18 protein-coding genes and 1 other annotated feature are annotated in these 19,147 nt (G+C 56.4%); of the genes, 5 read left to right on the forward strand and 13 right to left on the reverse strand.

The features are described 5' to 3' along the window. Positions 1–70: 70 nt before the first annotated feature. The 6 genes from thrC to yjjY all read right to left on the reverse strand — a co-directional run bounded on the left by thrC (position 71) and on the right by yjjY (position 6,341). Positions 71–1,357 carry a threonine synthase gene (gene thrC / locus H2Z33_RS04670; protein ID WP_063136074.1) on the reverse strand — a complete coding sequence of 429 codons (1,287 nt, stop codon included), beginning with the start codon at positions 1,355–1,357 and terminating at the stop codon, positions 71–73. Positions 1,358–1,360: 3 nt separating this feature from the next. Continuing rightward, entirely contained in the window at positions 1,361–2,290 is a 930-nt protein-coding gene (thrB, locus tag H2Z33_RS04675; protein WP_022650380.1) for a homoserine kinase, read from the reverse strand. Between the two features lies 1 nt (position 2,291). Further along, on the reverse strand, positions 2,292–4,754 hold the full coding sequence (thrA, locus tag H2Z33_RS04680; protein ID WP_063135023.1) for a bifunctional aspartate kinase/homoserine dehydrogenase I: 2,463 nt from the start codon (positions 4,752–4,754) through the stop codon (positions 2,292–2,294). A 24-nt stretch (positions 4,755–4,778) separates the two neighbouring features. Then, positions 4,779–4,896 (reverse strand) — a sequence feature (Thr leader region). Next, the gene (gene thrL / locus H2Z33_RS04685) at positions 4,835–4,903 is read right to left on the reverse strand and encodes a thr operon leader peptide (protein ID WP_015572623.1); all 69 of its coding nucleotides are present in this window, start codon (positions 4,901–4,903) and stop codon (positions 4,835–4,837) included. Its footprint overlaps the feature before it by 62 nt. Positions 4,904–5,114: 211 nt before the next feature. Continuing rightward, positions 5,115–5,801 carry a tRNA/rRNA methyltransferase gene (locus tag H2Z33_RS04690; RefSeq protein ID WP_017383824.1) on the reverse strand — a complete coding sequence of 229 codons (687 nt, stop codon included), beginning with the start codon at positions 5,799–5,801 and terminating at the stop codon, positions 5,115–5,117. A gap of 399 nt (positions 5,802–6,200) precedes the next feature. Beyond that, complete coding sequence (gene yjjY, locus H2Z33_RS04695; RefSeq protein WP_001541509.1) at positions 6,201–6,341, reverse strand: protein YjjY; 141 nt, start codon at positions 6,339–6,341, stop codon at positions 6,201–6,203. Positions 6,342–6,436: 95 nt separating this feature from the next. On the opposite strand from yjjY, the gene arcA reads away from it, so the two are divergent. Beyond that, positions 6,437–7,153: a two-component system response regulator ArcA gene (arcA, locus tag H2Z33_RS04700; protein ID WP_003856501.1), complete on the forward strand. Its 717-nt coding sequence runs from the start codon at positions 6,437–6,439 to the stop codon at positions 7,151–7,153. A 48-nt stretch (positions 7,154–7,201) separates the two neighbouring features. Here the strand turns inward: arcA and creA are convergent, their stop codons facing one another. Further along, entirely contained in the window at positions 7,202–7,672 is a 471-nt protein-coding gene (gene creA / locus H2Z33_RS04705; protein ID WP_032103047.1) for a protein CreA, read from the reverse strand. Positions 7,673–7,886: 214 nt separating this feature from the next. Here creA and robA point away from each other — a divergent pair, with 214 nt between their 5' ends. Next, positions 7,887–8,756: an MDR efflux pump AcrAB transcriptional activator RobA gene (gene robA, locus H2Z33_RS04710; protein ID WP_003856504.1), complete on the forward strand. Its 870-nt coding sequence runs from the start codon at positions 7,887–7,889 to the stop codon at positions 8,754–8,756. On the opposite strand, the gene gpmB is transcribed toward robA, so the two are convergent. Next, positions 8,753–9,400 (reverse strand): 2,3-diphosphoglycerate-dependent phosphoglycerate mutase GpmB, encoded by a 648-nt coding sequence (gene gpmB, locus H2Z33_RS04715; protein WP_032671448.1) that lies wholly within the window; start codon positions 9,398–9,400, stop codon positions 8,753–8,755. The genes robA and gpmB overlap by 4 nt on opposite strands. Before the next feature lie 48 nt (positions 9,401–9,448). On the opposite strand from gpmB, the gene yjjX reads away from it, so the two are divergent. Beyond that, positions 9,449–9,964, forward strand: coding sequence for an inosine/xanthosine triphosphatase (yjjX, locus tag H2Z33_RS04720; RefSeq protein WP_015572619.1), 516 nt, complete (start codon positions 9,449–9,451; stop codon positions 9,962–9,964). Positions 9,965–9,991: 27 nt separating this feature from the next. Here yjjX and trpR read toward each other — a convergent pair whose 3' ends face one another. Further along, entirely contained in the window at positions 9,992–10,321 is a 330-nt protein-coding gene (trpR, locus tag H2Z33_RS04725) for a trp operon repressor (protein WP_003856511.1), read from the reverse strand. Positions 10,322–10,376: 55 nt separating this feature from the next. Then, positions 10,377–12,314: a murein transglycosylase gene (gene sltY / locus H2Z33_RS04730; protein ID WP_017694548.1), complete on the reverse strand. Its 1,938-nt coding sequence runs from the start codon at positions 12,312–12,314 to the stop codon at positions 10,377–10,379. A 226-nt stretch (positions 12,315–12,540) separates the two neighbouring features. Between sltY and ettA the strand changes: the two genes are divergently transcribed. Then, positions 12,541–14,208 (forward strand): energy-dependent translational throttle protein EttA, encoded by a 1,668-nt coding sequence (ettA, locus tag H2Z33_RS04735; protein ID WP_006810191.1) that lies wholly within the window; start codon positions 12,541–12,543, stop codon positions 14,206–14,208. A gap of 128 nt (positions 14,209–14,336) precedes the next feature. Here the strand turns inward: ettA and H2Z33_RS04740 are convergent, their stop codons facing one another. Beyond that, positions 14,337–15,236 carry a LysR family transcriptional regulator gene (locus H2Z33_RS04740; protein ID WP_045141631.1) on the reverse strand — a complete coding sequence of 300 codons (900 nt, stop codon included), beginning with the start codon at positions 15,234–15,236 and terminating at the stop codon, positions 14,337–14,339. A gap of 108 nt (positions 15,237–15,344) precedes the next feature. Between H2Z33_RS04740 and H2Z33_RS04745 the strand changes: the two genes are divergently transcribed. Continuing rightward, on the forward strand, positions 15,345–16,346 hold the full coding sequence (locus tag H2Z33_RS04745) for a zinc-binding alcohol dehydrogenase family protein (RefSeq protein WP_063135022.1): 1,002 nt from the start codon (positions 15,345–15,347) through the stop codon (positions 16,344–16,346). A gap of 85 nt (positions 16,347–16,431) precedes the next feature. On the opposite strand, the gene nadR is transcribed toward H2Z33_RS04745, so the two are convergent. Both nadR and radA read right to left on the reverse strand, forming a co-directional pair. Then, entirely contained in the window at positions 16,432–17,664 is a 1,233-nt protein-coding gene (nadR, locus tag H2Z33_RS04750) for a multifunctional transcriptional regulator/nicotinamide-nucleotide adenylyltransferase/ribosylnicotinamide kinase NadR (protein ID WP_045344445.1), read from the reverse strand. A 35-nt stretch (positions 17,665–17,699) separates the two neighbouring features. Further along, positions 17,700–19,085, reverse strand: a complete 1,386-nt coding sequence (gene radA, locus H2Z33_RS04755; protein ID WP_017383829.1) for a DNA repair protein RadA — start codon at positions 19,083–19,085, stop codon at positions 17,700–17,702. Positions 19,086–19,147: the final 62 nt, after the last annotated feature.

A 19,147-nucleotide genomic window follows, 5' to 3' on the forward strand; every position in this document is an offset into this window, starting at 1 on the left:
CGCTTACCCGGCCTACGATGAGTTCGCCGTTGTAGGCCCGGTAAGGCGAAGCCGCCACCGGGCAGCACAATCACGCTCGGGTCATCATCAGCTTACGCAGCGCGGCAAAGTCTGCGGGCAGCTCATGAGACAGCAGCGGCAGGTCGGCGCGATCGGCCAGCTCTTTTGGTAGCGGCAGCGTTTCCCCCAGGATCGCTTCCACGCTCTCTTTGAACTTGGCCGGATGGGCGGTGCCGAGGAACAGACCATACTCACCCGGTTGAAGCTGATCGCGCAGGGCACGATAGGCAATCGCCGCGTGCGGCTCAGAGGTATAGCCCACCGCTTTCAGCTCGCGCATGGTGGCTTTAGTGGTTTCGTCCGTCACCGCTGCGTAACCCAGATCGCCCAGACGCCAGACCTTACGGCGGAACAGCTCTTCCACACGCGGCCAGTTGTTAGGCTGTGACACATCCATCGCATTGGAGAGCGTGGCCTGAGTCGCGTTCGGCGCCCATTTTCCGTCCTTCAGGAAACGCGGCACGGTGTCGTTGGCGTTGGTGGCGGCGATAAAGCGCTTCACCGGCAGGCCGAGTGATTTCGCCAGCAGGCCTGCCGTCAGGTCGCCGAAGTTCCCACTTGGCACGGAAACCACCAGCTGATTGCGCGCGTCCTGCGGCAGCTGCGCCACCGCTTCGAAGTAGTAGCAGATCTGCGCCAGCAGACGGCTGATGTTGATGGAGTTGGCAGAGTTCAGCCCCAGCGCCGCCTTCAGCTCTTCGTCATCGAAGGCCTGCTTCACTAGCGCCTGACAGGCATCGAAATCGCCGTCGATCGCCACGGTTTCAATGTTGCCCCCAAGGGTGCAGAACAGTTTTTCCTGAAGCGGGCTGATTTTGCCTTTCGGATAGAGGATCACCACGCGGACGTTTTTCAGGCCGTAGAACGCATGGGCCACCGCCGCTCCGGTATCGCCTGAAGTCGCGGTAAGAATGGTCACCGGTTTGTCGCCGCTGATGTGGGTCAGCATCTGCGCCATAAAGCGACCGCCGAAATCTTTGAACGCCAGCGTCGGACCGTGGAACAGCTCCAGACAACCAACGTCAGGCGCCACCTGCTTCACCGGCGCCGGGAAAGCAAACGCCGCACGCACGCGTTCTTCGAGCAGCTCCTGCGGGATTTCGTCGCCGATAAAGGCAGACAGAATTTTGGTGCTGCGGGTGACAAAGTCCTGCTTCAGCAGCTCATCGATTTCGGTCAGCTGAAATTCCGGCAGGTCGTGGGGGAAGAACAGCCCCTGATTTTTGCCAAGCCCCTGCGTTACCGCCTGCGCGAAGCTGACCTGCTCGTTATGATCTTTAAGATTGTAGAGTTTCATTCGTTATCCCAGTACTCGTGCGCCAGCCGTGTCCAGACGGCAAATATGAACAAAGCCTTCCTGATTTTGCAGGTAGTGTTTAGAGAGCCAGTCCGCCACGCGCTGCGCGGTGTCTGGCTTGTCGCATAAGGCGAACAGCGTCGGGCCGGAGCCGGAGATGCCGCACGCCTGTGCGCCGATATCCATGGATGCCTGTCGCGCTTCGTTAAAGCCCGGCAGCAGCTTCGTGCGATATGGCTCGGCAATGACGTCTTTCATCAGTTTCGCCGCCAGCTGCGGCTGACGGGTGTAGCAGGCGTGAATAAAGCCCGCCAGATGCCGCCCGTGGGCGATACAGTCCTGACGACGATACTGCGCCGGCAGGATCGCACGCGCTTCGGCGGTAGACACTTTAATGCCCGGATAGGCCAGCACCCACAGCCACTCATCAAACCCTGGCACCTGCTGGCTGATGATGCCATTTTCTTCAATCATCAGCTGCATGCCGCCAAGGAAGCACGGCGCCACGTTATCATAATGAATGCTGCCGGAGATGCGCCCTTCCAGCTCGCCCATCAGCGCCAGCAGACGGCTGTTGTTCAGCGGCTTGCCGCAATGCTCATTCATCGCCACCAGCGCAGCGACCACCGAGCAGGCGCTCGAGCCCAGCCCCGAACCAATCGGCATGCTCTTTTCCAGCGTCATGGCGACCGGCACGTTTTTGCCGATCTCCTGACAGAAGCGTTCCCAGCACTGATAAACGATATTCTCGCGCGGTTCAGACGGCAGCTTACTGGCGAAGCGGCCGATGTTATTCAGGCTGAAGCGCTCTGCCGCCTCAACCGTAACCGTATCGCCCAGCAGCGAACCGTCCACCGGCGTGACCGCCGCGCCCAGCACGTCAAATCCGACGCTCATATTGGCGCTGGAAGCCGGGGCATATACTTTAACCATCTTAAACTCCTAACTTCCATGACAGGGTACGCAGCAGATCGGCAAACACGCCCGCCGCCGTCACATCATTCCCTGCGCCATAGCCGCGAAGCACCAGCGGCAGTGGCTGATAATAATGGCTGTAGAACGCCAGGGCGTTCTCGCCGTTTTTCACCTTGTACAGCGGATCGTTGCCATCCACTTCGGCAATCTTCACCCGGCAGACGCCGTCTTCTTCAATGTTGCCAACATAGCGCAATACCTTACCTTCATCACGGGCTTTCGCAACGCGTGCGGCAAAGGCGTCGTCAAGCTGCAGCAACCTGGCCATAAAGGCGCTGACGTCACCGCTGTCATCAAATTCTGCTGGCAGCACCGGCTCAATCACGATATCCGAAAGCTCCAGCTCGCGGCCAGTTTCGCGCGCCAGGATCAGCAGCTTACGCGCCACGTCCATGCCGGAGAGGTCGTCGCGCGGATCCGGCTCGGTGTAGCCCAGCTCGCGCGCGGCGTGGGTGGCTTCCGACAAGCTCATCCCTTCGTCCAGCTTGCCGAAGATAAACGACAGGGAGCCGGAGAGGATGCCGGAGAAACGCTGTAGTTCGTCGCCCGCGTTCAGCAGGTTTTGCAGGTTCTCGATGACCGGCAGGCCCGCGCCCACGTTGGTGTCATACAGAAACTTACGGCGCGACTTACTCGCCGCCAGCCGCAGCTGGTGATAGTAATCCATCGACGAGGTGTTGGCCTTTTTGTTCGGCGTCACCACGTGGAACCCTTCGCGCAGGAAGTCGGCGTACTGATCGGCCACCGCCTGGCTGGAGGTACAGTCAACAATCACCGGGTTAAGCAGGTGATATTCTTTCACCAGGCGGATCAGGCGGCCCAGGTTAAATGGCTCTTTCGCCTCTTCCAGCTCCGCCTGCCAGTTTTCCAGATTCAGACCGTGGACGTTAGTCAGCAACGCTTTCGAGTTCGCAATGCCGCAAACGCGCAAATCGATATGTTTCTTCTTAAGCCACTCCTGCTGGCGCTTCACCTGCTCCAGCAGCGCGCCACCGACACCACCGACGCCCACCAGGAACAGCTCAATCACCTGGTCGGTGTTGAACAGCATCTGATGCACCACGCGCACGCCGGTAGTGGCGTCATCGTTATCCACGACAACGGAAATGGAACGCTCTGATGAGCCCTGGGCAATCGCCACGATATTGATATTAGCCCGCGCCAGCGCGGCAAAGAATTTGGCGGAGATACCGCGCAGGGTGCGCATGCCGTCGCCGACCACCGAGATAATCGCCAGACGCTCCTGAATCGAGAGCGGCTCCAGCAGCTCTTCTTTCAGCTCCAGATAGAACTCTTCTTCCAGCGCGCGACGGGCACGCAGGCAATCACCCTGCGGAACGCAGAAGCTGATGCTGTATTCGGAAGAAGACTGCGTGATCAGCACCACGGAGATCCCGTTGCGGGACATAGCGGCAAATACGCGTGCCGCCATGCCGACCATGCCCTTCATCCCCGGGCCGGAGACGCTGAACATCGCCATGTTATTGAGGTTAGAAATGCCTTTCACCGGCAGTTCATCTTCATCCGCGCTGGCGCCAATCAGCGTGCCCGGCGCCTGAGGGTTACCGGTATTCTTAATCAGGCAAGGGATTTGGAACTGGGCAATCGGGGAGATGGTACGCGGGTGAAGAACTTTAGCGCCGAAGTAGGAAAGCTCCATCGCTTCCTGGTACGACATCGACTTCAGCAGCCTGGCGTCCGGTACCTGGCGCGGATCGCAGGTATAAACGCCGTCGACGTCAGTCCAGATCTCACAGCAGTCCGCGCGTAAGCAGGCCGCCAGCACGGCGGCGGAGTAGTCAGAGCCGTTACGCCCCAGCACCACCAGTTCGCCCTTCTCGTTACCGGCGGTAAAGCCTGCCATCAGGATCATATGGTCAGACGGGATTTTGCTCGCCGCAATACGGCGTGTCGACTCGGCAATGTCGACGGTGGATTCAAGGTAGTGGCCCACAGCCAGCAGTTTTTCAACCGGATCGATGACCGTCACGTGGTGACCGCGCGCTTCCAGCACGCCTGCCATGATGGCGATAGAGAGTTTTTCACCCCGGCAAATCAGCGCCGCGTTGATGCTGTCCGGGCACTGACCAAGCAGGCTGATACCGTGAAGAACGTGTTTAATCTGGGCAAATTCAAGTTCAACGGTGCTTTTCAGCTGCGCCAGCGGGAAACCAGGCTGGGCGTCGGCCAGCCCCTGAAGCAGATCGGCAAAGATACGCTCGGCGTCGCTGATGTTCGGTAGTGCATCCTGACCACCGATGGTTTTTTCAATCATCGCCACCAGGTGGTTCGTGATTTTGGCCGGGGCAGAGAGCACGGTGGCAACCTGCCCCTGCCTGGCGTTGCTTTCCAGGATATCGGCAACACGCAGAAAACGTTCTGCATTTGCCACTGACGTACCGCCGAACTTCAACACTCGCATGGTTCTACCTCATTTCCTTTAGCCGAAAAAAAAGCCCGCACTGTTCAGGTGCGGGCTTTTTTCTGTTTTTCCTGTACGCGTCAGCCCGCATCGTTACCTGTGGTAATGATGATGGTTGTAGTAATGGTGGTGATGCTGATGCGTTTCATGGATGTTGTGTACTCTGTCATTATTATCTGTCTGTGCTCTATTCTTTTAGGGTTAAAGGATCGAGCCCCTTAAGTCAATGAATTTTTAATTCGATCACAATTCGGGACATTCTCACGTCCCACTGCGGGCAGATTTATTTTCATCGGAATAACCCAGATGCAACCCCAGACATCAGCAGGATCGGCCATAATAAAAACCTATGACACTATTTTACTCGGCTAATTTTTTTTCAATATCATGAAGCAATCGGTGCAGCATTGCCGTGTCGCGCTGCTCAAGACGCCCCAGGCGCTGCTGTAACCAGTCCACCATTTTTTGATCGTCAGCGACGCCCAACTGCTCAAGAAGGTTATCTGCACGAACACGCAGTGCCGCCAGCTGGTTTTCATCCGAAACTGTCACCGGTGGCTGAGAAATTTGTATTAAGGATGCTAATTGATAGCAATAGACCATCACCGCCTGCCCCAGATTGAGTGACGGATAATCCGCCACCATCGGCGCGCCCGTCAGCACGTCAGCCAGCTCCAGCTCTTCGTTAGTCAGCCCGGAATCTTCTCGCCCAAACACCAGCGCGGCTTTCTCCAGCCACTGGCTTTTCTCTTCCAGCATCGGCACCAGTTCAGCAGGCGTGGCGTAATAGTGAAACTTAGCCCGGCTGCGCGCGGTCGTCGCGACGGTAAACGAAATATCGTGGAGTGCGTCGGCGAGCGTAGCGTAAGTGGTTATATTATCGAGAATATCACCCGAACCGTGCGCCACCCAGCGCGCAGCAGGCTCCAGATGCGCCGTGCTGTCCACAATACGCAAATCGGTAAACCCCATAGTCTTCATGGCACGCGCCGCAGCGCCAATATTTTCAGCTCTTGCTGGTGCCACCAGCACAATCGACAGATGCATTTACGCTCTCTTTTTAATCAGTTAGCAGGTAAAAATGTGATTCAGTTCAACATATTACGCAGCACGAATTTACAATTTTGCAACACAAATCACCGAAATAGCGTTTCATAACAATTAAAAAAAGCTAAACTATTTTGTGGCTGAACAATCAGTTAGAATGTTAACAGAAGTCCATTATCCTTATGTTTTGTAATGATAATGACCATATGAATACTCTTTTCTGATTGGATTCGTACCGTTTATCAATCAATGTCCGCAACTAGTTGGTTTATTGAAAAATTGTGACAAAGGCTAGCATTCAGCTACGATGATTTCATCAAACTGTTAACGTGCTACAATTGAACTTGATATATGTCAACGAAGCGTAGTTTTATTGGGTGTCCGGTGTCACTTAGCCTGTTATGTTGCTGTTAAAATGGTTAGGATGACAGCCGTTTTTGACACTGTCGGGTCCAAAGGGAAAGTACCCACGACCAAGCTAATGATGTTGTTGACGTTGATGGAAAGTGCATCAAGAACGCAATTACGTACTTTAGTCACGTTAAGCCGATCATGTTAATTTGCGACATGCATCAGGCAGGTCAGGGACTTTTGTACTTCCTGTTTCGATTTAGTTGGCAATTTAGGTAGCAAACATGCAGACCCCGCACATTCTTATCGTTGAAGACGAGTTGGTAACACGCAACACGTTAAAGAGCATTTTCGAAGCAGAAGGCTACGATGTCTTTGAAGCGACCGATGGCGCAGAGATGCATCAGATCCTTTCTGAAAATGATATCAACCTGGTGATTATGGATATCAACCTGCCGGGCAAAAACGGGCTTCTTCTGGCGCGCGAACTGCGTGAACAGGCGAACGTCGCGTTGATGTTCCTTACGGGCCGTGACAACGAGGTTGATAAAATTCTTGGTCTGGAAATCGGCGCGGATGACTACATCACCAAGCCGTTCAACCCTCGCGAGTTAACCATTCGTGCACGCAACCTGCTGTCCCGCACCATGAATCTGGGTACGGTAAGTGAAGAGCGTCGTAGCGTCGACAGCTACAAATTCAACGGCTGGGAACTTGATATCAATAGCCGTTCGCTGATTAGCCCGAACGGTGAGCAGTACAAACTGCCGCGCAGTGAATTCCGCGCGATGCTGCACTTCTGCGAGAACCCGGGCAAGATTCAGTCCCGTGCAGAACTGCTGAAGAAAATGACCGGTCGTGAGTTGAAGCCACACGATCGTACCGTTGACGTAACCATCCGCCGTATTCGTAAGCACTTCGAATCTACGCCGGATACGCCGGAAATCATCGCCACGATCCATGGTGAAGGCTATCGTTTCTGCGGTGACCTCCAGGAGTAATTCTCCCGTCACGCAGTAAAAAACGGCGCATTTGCGCCGTTTTTTTTATCAATGCCACGGCATAATCGGTACCGCGCTTATTGCGTTTTTCGGTGAGCCGTCCACGACTTTGTCGGAATAAGCCAGATAAGCCAGGGTGTTACGCTTCGCGTCATAAAAACGGACTACCTGTAGCTTTTTGAACACCAGCGAGGTCCGTTTCTGGAATACGACGTCGCCCTGCGCTTTGCCGTTTTTGATTTTATCACTCAATTCCACCGGGCCAACCTGCTGGCAGGAGATGGCCGCGTCAGACGTGTCTTCAGCCAGCCCCAGGCCGCCTTTAATCCCGCCGGTCTTTGCCCGGCTGACATAGCAGGTGACGTTTTTAACGTCCGGATCGTCAAAGGCTTCCACCACAATTTTGTGGTCCGGCCCAAACATTTTAAACACAGTATCCACGGAGCCAATTTGCTCCGCCTGTGCCACGCGCCCTGCCATCAGCGCCAGTGCTGTAAAGACTAAAACCTTGTATTTCATATTGTTACCATTCATAAAAATTACGCTGAGCGATTATTCAACAGGTTAGATAAAAATGTAGCAAGATCACAGGATTAGAATATATCCGCACATAAATCACTACAAAAAGCATTTATGCGCAAAAAAAACACTGAATGCTAAAACGTCAAAAAATGCTATTATCCGCTAACCTGTAAACAGGCACCTGCGGCAGTTTTAAGGATGAGGATAGTATATGGATCAGGCTGGAATTATTCGCGACCTGCTCACCTGGCTGGAAGGTCATCTCGACCAGCCTTTGTCACTGGATAATGTGGCGGCAAAAGCAGGCTATTCCAAGTGGCATCTGCAAAGGATGTTCAAGGATGTCACCGGTCATGCTATCGGTGCCTATATTCGCGCACGTCGTTTATCAAAGTCTGCTGTCGCGTTGCGCCTGACCGCGCGACCAATCCTGGATATTGCCCTGCAATATCGCTTCGATTCACAGCAAACCTTCACCCGCGCCTTTAAAAAACAGTTCTCGTTAACGCCAGCGCTTTATCGCCGCTCGCCGGACTGGAGCTCCTTTGGTATGCGTCCGCCGCTGCGTCTGGGCGAGTTTGCGATGCCAAAATATGAAATCATCACCCTGCCGGAAACGCACCTGGTCGGCACCACGCAGAGCTACTCCTGTTCCCTGGAGCAGATCTCCGAGTTCCGCCATCAGATGCGCGTTCAGTTCTGGCGCGAATTTTTAAGCCATGCTCCGGCGATCCCGCCGATTCTGTATGGCCTGAACGAAACGCATCCCAGCCAGGAAAAAGACGACGAGCAGGAGGTGTTCTATACCACGGCGCTGACGCCTGACATGGCGAACGGTTACATTCATGGCTCGAAGCCTGTCGTGCTGGAAGGCGGCGAGTATGTAATGTTCTCATACGAAGGTTTAGGAACGGGCGTTCAGGAGTTCATCCTGACCGTTTACGGGACCTGCATGCCGATGCTGAATCTGAATCGCCGTAAAGGTCAGGACATTGAGCGCTACTATCCGGCGCAAGATGCTAAACCGGAAGAAGGCCCTATCAATCTGCGTATGGAATTCCTGATTCCGGTACGTCGTTAACGCTGCAACTCATCCAGTGCAGGGGCATCAAGATGCGAAATGTCCCCTGCCATCTCAACTACCCACCCCGATGCCAGCCAGGCACTTTCCTGATAGTCGATACGGGAAATGGAACAGTTGCGCAGACGCAAACGGCGTTCGGCGTAAGCCGGCAGTCCCAGAATGGTGCTCACCAGGCAACCCAGCGCGATACCGTGGCTTACCAGCAGCGGTCGGCTACCTGCCGGGAGTTTCAGGCACTCGGCCAGCGCGGCATGCATGCGCACGCTCAGCTCCTGCATGGATTCCCCTTCAGGGATGCGACCATCTTCAGTGCCGTTCACCAGCGTGCGGCGCCAGCCTTCTTCGGTTTCCGTCAGCGTATCGATAGGACGTTTTTCCAGCACGCCCATATTCAGCTCGCGCAGACGCGGTTCGAGGGTCACGTCGCAGCCACAGGCATCGGCGATGATGCGTGCCGTCTGCTGCGTGCGGCCTAAATCACTGGAGATGACGTGAGTGATACCCAGCGTTCTGGCGCGCTCCGCCACCTGCCACGCTTGCTGCACACCTTTGTCGGTGAGAGGACTGTCTGACTGGCCTTGAATACGTCGCTCGGCGTTCCACTGCGTTTCACCGTGGCGAACAAGGTATACCTGTAACATGCTTTTTTTCCGTTATACTGCGATGAATTTTTTAAATCGAGCTTAATTATGCACCATGTTGTCTCTGCTACCACCAATCCTGCCAAAATTCAGGCAATTCTAAGGGCATTTGAAGAGATCTTCGGCGAAGGATCCTGCCATATTGACGCCGTCGGCGTCGAGAGCGGTGTGCCGGAACAGCCGTTTGGCAGCGAGGAAACACGCGCTGGCGCACGAAATCGCGTGGCTAATGCAAAAGCCGCCGCGCCAGACGCTGACTTCTGGGTCGCGATTGAAGCAGGCATCGACGAAGGGGCGACCTTCAGCTGGGTTGTCATCGAAAGCCGTGAGCAGCGCGGCGAAGCGCGTTCTGCCACGCTGCCGCTGCCGGAAGTCATACTGGAGAAAGTCCGCGCGGGTGAGGCGCTGGGGCCGGTAATGTCGCACTACACCGGCATTGATGAAATTGGTCGTAAAGAGGGGGCGATTGGCGTCTTTACGGGTGGCAAGCTTACGCGTTCAGGCGTTTACCACCAGGCCGTTATTCTGGCGTTAAGTCCGTTCCATAACGCGATTTATCGTTAAGTTTGCAGGCCGGATAAGGCGAAGCCGTCATCCGGCGTTTTTCAGCAATACCGCTTCCAGCCACTGACGCAGTTCAACCGGCGCCGACTTCAGGCTGTTTGAACCACGGGTGATGGTCGCGATGCCCGCGCCCAGCTCGTTTTTCAGCTCGCGCTGGCTCATTTCGCCGCGCAGCAGTTCCTCAATAATGCGTACCCGCGTGCCCAGCGCTTCGCGTTCATCGGGCGTCAGCATCAGCTGTAGCAACGGTAAATGCAGATCTTTGTCGTAAGACTGGCGGAGCAACTCCACAAAACGAAGCCACTCCTGATGACGCTGTTCGGCCATGGCCGAGGAATACGGGGAATGCTGGGTCATGTTATGCTGCCTCTTGTACTCATTAGCGAGTACAGCATAACACAACCCGCGCCGATCAGTAACGTCTCTGCCACTCGGCATCGCTCATCAGGGTATCTTTCTGCCCCATGAAGTAGCGATAGTAGGCGTCATAAGCCAGCACATTCTTCACATAGCCGCGCGTTTCCGAGAACGGAATGCTCTCGACAAACGCCACGGCGTCGATGCGCCCTGCGCTGTTGCCAAGCCATGTCCGCACGCGGCCAGGCCCGGCGTTGTACGCCGCTGACGCGAAGATACGGTTATTACCGAACTGCTGATAGACGTACTGCAAGTAGCTGGTACCGATGTTGATGTTAGTCTCCGGATCCAGCAGCTGGGACGGGCTGCTGTAGCCTGGAATATTAAACATCTTCACCGTGTGCGTCGCGGTACCCGGCATAATCTGCATCAGGCCGCTGGCACCCACCGGAGAACGCACTTTCGGGTTCCAGGCGCTCTCCTGACGGGCAATGGCCATCGCGTAGCTTTGCGGAATATCTTTGCCGCTGGTGTAGCGATCGAACAGATCCTTATAAGCCAGCGGGAAACGCTCTTCGAGATGATCCCACAGTTTGCCGGCGATCGTCGCCTGCACGCTCAGATCCCACCAGCGATTATCAAATGCATAGCGGGCAAGCTGCGCTTTCTCATCGGTGGTACGGCTGGTGACCAGATTCGCCCACTCGCTGCGCGCGGTATTATCCAGATTCCAGTACATCAGCTCGCGCACGCGCGCCATCTCCGGCCCCTGCGTCAGCGCCGGGTTCGCGTTGGCGGGCGCTTTGTCGATCTTAAGCGTGTACTCCTCGCCCAGACGCTGCGCCGCCGCCATCGGGTAGAATCCGCGCTGCTGCATCAGGGAGTGGAGGATCTCTTTGGCTTCATCTTCACGACCACGTTCCAGCAGCATGTCCGCCTGCCAGTAACGCCATTCATCTTTCTCTTTGGCATCCATCGGCAGACGCGCCAGCCAGGTATTGAGGCCACGACGATCGCCCGTTCCCAGCGCCATGCGCACGCGACGCTCCACCAGCGAGACAGAGTTTGAACGCATCACCGCATCATCACGCCAGCGCGCCTGTTCGTCGGTGACATCTGTCCCCATCAGTCGCCATGCCACGATATCGCGCAGCTCCTGAGTTTGATCGTCATTAAGCTGCTGGGCCTGCACCAGCTGCGGGATCATCAGCCGGGCGTTTTCCACATCATCACGCGCCACGCTGGCAAAGGCCACCGCCGCCATCTGGCGGGTAAAATCGGTCGCGCCGGTAGTACGCGCAAACGTCAGCACGGTATTGGGATCGTTTGCAAGACTGATAACGGCAGACGCAATGGTCTGATAATCTGCGGGCATCTGGCCCGCCAGCACGGTGACCAGCCGGGTGTTTCCGGCCTTCATCGCCAGGCGAATACGTTCCAGGTAAGAGAGCGGATCCTGCTTGCCCGAGGCGCGCCAGGCGCTGAACAGCGGGTCACAGGCGTTTGGCTGGCTTTTGCCCGTCAGCCACAGCTCTTTCGCGCCGGTCCAGGCTTCCTCCTGCTGACCGGTCGCCCATTTCGCATAATAGTAATTACACTGCGCTTCCGTCGCGCCCGGTTTATCCGGGCTGAAAGCCAGCAGGCCGCGCCAGTCTTCGCGACGGGCCAGCTCGTTCACAAACCGGGACTTCAGGGTGCGCGCAGGCGGCAGGGTCGGGTTCGCCTGAATGAAGTTATTCACGGTGACGGTCGGTTGATTCATGAGATCGTCCGTGATCTGACGATACTCAAGATACGGATACAGCGGATAATCCTTCAGCGTCGGCATCAGCGCCTGCACGGTATCCATCTGCTTGTTGTCCCATGCCTGTTTAATCTGGGCATAGCGGTTACGTTGTTCATCCAGTGAATCGGCATGCACCGCCTGGCTTACCGCCATTACGCATACGCTGGCAGCCAGCAGACGCCAGACCACCCGTTTGGCTTTTTCCACAAGCTCTTCCTCATTGTTTTTCGTCAGTTGCAGCGTCTTGCCACGTCAAAGTTACATCAACTTATGCTAACCAGGCATCCCACAACGCGCCACGTCATGGACACTTTTTTACCTTTCTTGCGCGTTTTAACACTCCCGACGTTCCTGGCTGGGATTAGGGCGTGAAAAAGGCTACACTTCGAGGCTGAAATTCATTCTCATCACGATAAAAGAGGCGAAGTCCAACGTGGCTCAATTCGTTTATACCATGCATCGTGTCGGCAAAGTTGTCCCGCCGAAACGTCATATTCTTAAAAATATCTCGCTGAGCTTCTTCCCGGGCGCAAAAATCGGTGTTCTGGGTCTCAACGGTGCCGGTAAGTCCACCCTGCTGCGCATCATGGCCGGCATCGATACAGACATCGAAGGTGAAGCCCGTCCGCAGCCAGGCATTAAGATCGGCTACCTGCCGCAGGAACCTCAGCTGAACCCGGAACACACCGTTCGCGAATCCGTTGAAGAAGCGGTGTCCGAAGTGGTTAACGCGCTGAAAGGTCTGGATGAAGTGTATGCCAAATACGCCGAACCGGATGCGGACTTCGACAAACTTGCTGCACAACAGGGCAAGTATGAAGAGATTATCCAGGCGCACGACGGTCACAACCTGAACGTGCAGCTGGAGCGCGCGGCCGATGCCCTGCGTCTGCCGGACTGGGATGCGAAAATCGCTAACCTGTCCGGTGGTGAACGCCGCCGCGTGGCGCTGTGCCGCCTGCTGCTGGAAAAACCAGACATGCTGCTGCTCGACGAACCGACTAACCACCTGGATGCGGAATCCGTGGCGTGGCTGGAGCGCTTCCTGCACGACTTCGAAGGCACCGTTGTGGCGATTACCCACGACCGTTACTTCCTCGACAACGTCGCAGGCTGGATCCTGGAGCTGGACCGCGGCGAAGGTATTCCTTGGGAAGGCAACTACTCCTCCTGGCTGGAGCAGAAAGATCAGCGTCTGGCGCAGGAAGCTTCTCAGGAAGCGGCTCGTCGTAAGTCTATTGAGAAAGAGCTGGAGTGGGTGCGTCAGGGCGCGAAAGGCCGTCAGTCTAAGGGCAAAGCCCGTCTGGCACGCTTCGAAGAGCTGAACAACACTGAATACCAGAAACGTAACGAAACCAACGAACTGTTTATTCCACCTGGCGCACGTCTGGGGGATAAAGTGGTTGAAGTGACCAACCTGCGTAAGTCCTACGGCGACCGTCTGCTGATCGACGACCTGACCTTCTCCGTGCCGAAAGGCGCTATCGTTGGCATCATCGGTCCGAACGGCGCGGGTAAATCAACCCTGTTCCGCATGATGTCCGGTCAGGAACAGCCTGACAGCGGCTCTATCACCCTGGGTGAAACCGTGAAGCTGGCCTCCGTTGACCAGTTCCGTGACGCGATGGATAACAGCAAAACCGTGTGGGAAGAGGTCTCCGGCGGTCTGGATATCATGCGTATCGGCAACACCGAGATGCCAAGCCGCGCTTACGTTGGCCGCTTTAACTTTAAGGGCACTGACCAGGGCAAACGCGTGGGCGAGCTGTCCGGCGGTGAGCGCGGTCGTCTGCACCTGGCGAAGCTGCTCCAGGTTGGCGGCAACGTTCTGCTGCTTGATGAACCTACCAACGACCTGGACATCGAAACCCTGCGCGCGCTGGAAAACGCCCTGCTGGAGTTCCCGGGCTGCGCGATGGTTATCTCGCACGACCGCTGGTTCCTGGACCGCATCGCAACCCACATCCTGGACTACCAGGACGAAGGTAAGGTGGAGTTCTTCGAAGGTAACTTCACCGAATACGAAGAGTACAAGAAACGCACGCTGGGCGCAGACGCGCTGGAGCCGAAGCGTATTAAGTACAAGCGTATTGCGAAATAAAAGCAAAACGGCAACTTCGGTTGCCGTTTTTTATGTTTGTACCCTCTCCCCGTGGGAGAGGGCCAGGGTGAGGGCATCAGGCCGCACAGTGTGTAGGCCGGGTAAGGCGAAGCCGCCACCCGGCTTTTTTATTTGCCCACGTAATACCGCTTCACCTCATCAAACTGCATCGCAAAGTCGATATAGCTCATCAGCGCAGGCGAATTGAGCTTACGGCTCGGGTAGGCCAGCCAGAGATCGTTTCCCTCAACGCTCCACGCCGACAGCACCTTCACCAGCGCGCCCTTTTCGATCTTATCTTCCAGCAGGAATGCGGGTAACAGCGTGATCCCCGCCCCGGCAATGGCGCATTCCCGGGCGTACACCAGGTTATCGGTCATATGGGCGTTATCCGGCAGATACCGATAATCCTCACTCTCGCTTCGCAGAAGCCACTCCGACCATGCCCGGTGCGTAATGCAGCGGTGCTCCACCAGCTGTCGGGGATGGATTAACGGCGCCCGACGCGCCAGGTAGTGGGGCGAGGCCAGCATGTAGCGCGGACAGTGCCCAATCATGCGGCCAATCAGGGAAGAATCCTGCGGTTTGCCGGTGCGCAGCGCCACGTCAAAGCCAGACTCGACCAGATCCACCACGTCGTCTGAGATCGACACATCCAGCGACACGTCCGGATAGCGAAGCTGGAACTCGGCATTCATATGCGCCAGCAGCGTCGCGCCAATTCCCGCCGGACAGGTGATCCGCAGCCGCCCGCTGGGGTTTTCGCGCAGCCGCTGAATGGCATACTCCGCGCGCTCGCTGGCCGCCAGCATCTCGCGACAGTGCACCAGATAGTGTTCGCCCGCAAACGTCAGGCTTATTCTGCGCGTGGTGCGATTCAACAGACGGATCCCCACCTGTTGCTCCAGCTGGCTAATCCGCTGGCTGACGCTGGATTTCGGTAGTTCCGCCTTCTGCGCCGCCGCGGTAAAGCTGCCCATCTCGGCCACCAGCGCAAAAAGCGCCATATCCTGAAGCTGTTTAAACATGATTGTTCACCCTGTACGAACGCTGAGTTCTTGATTGTCCATCTTATCATGCAGCTGACCACTTAATAGACTAGCCTCAACAAAACGCATGCCATTGAGGAGCACACCATGTCAGTGAAAGCCATTGCCGTTAACCCGGAAAATCCGTCCACCTTCGTTGAAATCACTCCGCCGATGCCGCAGCCCGGTGAACACGATCTGCTGGTGGAGGTAAAAGCCGTCTCCGTAAACCCGGTGGACACCAAGGTACATGCAGGCATTGCCAAAAGCGGACTGAAGGAGCCGCGCATTCTCGGGTGGGATGCCAGCGGTATCGTACAAGCCGTTGGGGCTGGCGTCACCGGATTCAAACCGGGTGACGAAGTGTGGTACGCGGGGGATATCACCCGTCCGGGCAGTAATACCACGCACCAGCTGATCGATGCGCGCATTGTCGGGCACAAGCCTGCAAGCCTTGACTGGGCCGCCTCGGCAGCACTGCCGCTGACGGCGCTCACCGCGTGGGAAGGCCTGTTTGAACGGCTGAAGATTCAGGATGCCGACGCAGATAAAACGCTGCTGATAATTGGCGGCGCGGGTGGAGTCGGATCGCTGGCGATCCCGTTTGCGAAGCACAACAGCAAGGTGAAGATCGTCGCAACCGCTTCACGAGAAGATTCCGCCCGGTGGTGTCGCGATCGCGGGGCTGACATTGTTGTAAATTACCACGACCTGAAGGGAGAACTGGCGAAACAGGGGCTCACCTTTGTGGATTACATTTTTATCCTCAACGATACCGACGGGCACTGGGATGCGGTCAGCGATCTGATTGCCCCTCAGGGAGACATTTGTTCCATCGTTGAAAACGCGCATCCGCTGAACCAGGACAAGCTGAAGTCCAAATCTGCCGCCCTGCACTGGGAATTTATGTACACCCGTAGCATGTACCAGACCACGGATATGGCGCGTCAGGGTGAGATTTTAGATGAGGTGGCGAAGCTGGTGGATAACGGCGTGGTGGAAAGCTCGCTCAGCGAAACGCTGCACGGGCTAAGCGTGGAAAGCATTACCGAAGCGCACCGCAGGGTGCTGGAGGGGCATATGCGTGGGAAGGTGGTGGTTGAGTATTGAGTGTGGACTGATTCCCTCACCCCGGCCCTCTCCCAAAGGGAGAGGGCGATTAAAGCCCCCTCTCCTGGTGGGAGAGGGGAAGTTATTAACCCTGCTCCCCCATCATCTCCTTCACCAGCTCGACGCAGCGCAGGAAGCGGGAATCGTAGTCCGACTCTTCCACATGTACAAACTCAACGTTGTTCTCGTTAAGCATCTCTACCAGCATGGTCTGGAACTCCCGCCTGTCCACCGAGCTGCCCAGGCTGCGCATGCCGTCGGCCACCCACGGGGTATTGTTTTCCAGCAGGATCACCAGGTCAAAGCGGTATTCGTCAATCAGCGCCTGCACAAACGGGTGCTCGCGCCCTTCGTACTTTTTGCAGAACGCCTGCGTGGTGACGAAATCGGTATCAATAAAGGCGACTTTATTGGCGTATTTCACCGCAAAATCAATGTACTGGGCATGGCCGAGCGCGATTTTATCGTAGTCGGAATACTGCAACGCCATCTCGTCGCCGCCAAGGTGTGAGAAGACGTAATCGCGACCATACTCCCACGCACTGGTGGTATTGAAGATGTTCGCCAGCTTATTTACCAGCGTCGATTTCCCGCTCGACTCGCCGCCGAGGATCGCCACCGTACGCACGAAGAACGGCTTCACCTCGGTCGGGATGTAGTCCCAGTAACGGAACGGGTTCTCGCGGATCTGCGCCCCACTGATGTTCATGAAGGTGCGTTTAGGATCGATCAGCACCGTCTCGATGCCCAGATGCTCGCGGAACTGCGGCGCGTCGGACTCTTCAGAGGTGTAGATCCAGTTAGGCGCAATGCCCTTCTCTTCCATAAACGCTTTGACGCCGTTGCTCCACACGTCCCAGCCGTGCGGATACGGCTCCATGCCCTCTTCGTTAAAGGCATGAATACGAATATTTTTCTGATATTTAAAGGTCTGAAGCAGCCAGCGCAGGCGGTCCGGCACGGTGGGCTGCTGCGACATGGCGCTGTCTTCAAACAGCTGGCGATCGCGGGTTTCATCATAACCCATGATGATATGCAGTTCGTCGACCTGGCTACAGGCGCGCTGGATCAGATAGATATGCCCGGTATGCAGCGGGTAGAACTTACCGAACACCACGCCAATGTTCTTTTGCATCCGCGGAAATTCAAGCCCCAGAAAACGGTGCAGCGCTTCCAGCTTCTGCGCGCTGGGGCTTTTGATTTTGGCGTTCAGCAGTTGGCTCAGGTAGCCCTTGGTCATGCCGCTGGCGTCCGCCACCTGCTGCAACGTGCAGCCCTTCTGGCGGATAGCGGTCTTGATGTAGTCAAATGATGACATAAATTACGGTGCCTCCTGCAAAATCGAATACGTAATTATAAGTCGTCAAAGACATTTAACGCATCTGCAAGTTTTTTAACGCCAAAAACCTGCATCCCTTCCGGAATTTTTTTCGGCACGTTGGCGGCCGGAACAATCGCGCGGCGGAAGCCATGTTTTGCCGCTTCGGAGATACGCTCCTGACCGCTCGGCACCGGGCGGATCTCGCCGGCCAACCCTACCTCACCAAATACCACCAGATCCTGCGGCAACGGTCTGTCGCGCAGGCTGGAGACCATTGCCAGCAGCAGCGCCAGGTCCGCGCTGGTTTCCGTAACCTTCACCCCACCAACCACGTTGACGAACACATCCTGATCCGCCATTTGCAGACCGCCGTGACGGTGCAGCACCGCCAGCAGGATCGCCAGGCGGTTCTGTTCCAGACCGACCGCCACGCGCCGCGGGTTGCCCATCATCGATTGATCCACCAGCGCCTGAATTTCAACCAGCAGCGGACGCGTCCCCTCCCACAGCACCATCACCGAACTACCGGACGTGATCTCGTCGCCACGGCTCAGGAAGATGGCCGACGGGTTGCTGACTTCGCGAAGCCCCTGCTCGGTCATGGCAAACACGCCCAGCTCATTCACCGCGCCAAAGCGGTTTTTATGGCTGCGCAGGGTACGAAAACGGGAATCCGCATCGCCATCGAGCATCACCGAGCAGTCGATACAGTGTTCAAGCACTTTCGGTCCCGCCAGCGAGCCGTCTTTGGTCACATGACCAACCATTACAATCGCCACGCCGCGCGTTTTGGCAAAGCGCGTCAGGTAGGCCGCGGTTTCACGCACCTGCGCCACGCTTCCCGGTGACGACTGAATGTCAGCCATATGCATCACCTGAATGGAGTCAATCACCATCAGCTTCGGCTGCTCTTCTTCGGCGATCATGCAGATCTGCTCGATGCTGGTTTCCGAAAGCATATTCAGATTGCCGGTCGGCAGGCCGAGGCGGTGCGCGCGCATCGCCACCTGCTGAAGTGATTCTTCCCCCGTGACGTACAGGGTTTTCATCTGTTCGGCTAGCTTGCAGAGCGTTTGCAGCAGCAGGGTCGATTTACCCGCGCCCGGGTTACCGCCGATCAGAATGGCGCTGCCCGGCACTACGCCACCGCCGAGCACGCGGTCAAATTCTTTGAATCCGGTGGAAAAGCGCGGCAGCGCTTCCAGGCTGATATCCGAAAGTTTTTGTACCTTCGACACGCCTGCATTGCCCGCATAGCCGCTCAGCCGTTCATTGCGGGCCACGCTCGGCGAAGCCGCCACACCACGCACTTCGGTGATGGTGTTCCAGGCATGACAGGCGCTGCATTGCCCCTGCCAGCGCGGATAATCCGCACCACATTCATTACAGACAAATGCGCGTTTTGGAGCTTTCGCCACGGTTTACCTCGTTATTTCTGTGCGGTCTGCGCGCCGGGTGGCGCTGACGCTTACCCGGCCTA

It is taken from the genome of Enterobacter sp. YSU, assembly GCF_016082135.1.
Taxonomy (GTDB): Bacteria; Pseudomonadota; Gammaproteobacteria; order Enterobacterales; family Enterobacteriaceae; genus Enterobacter; species Enterobacter hormaechei_C.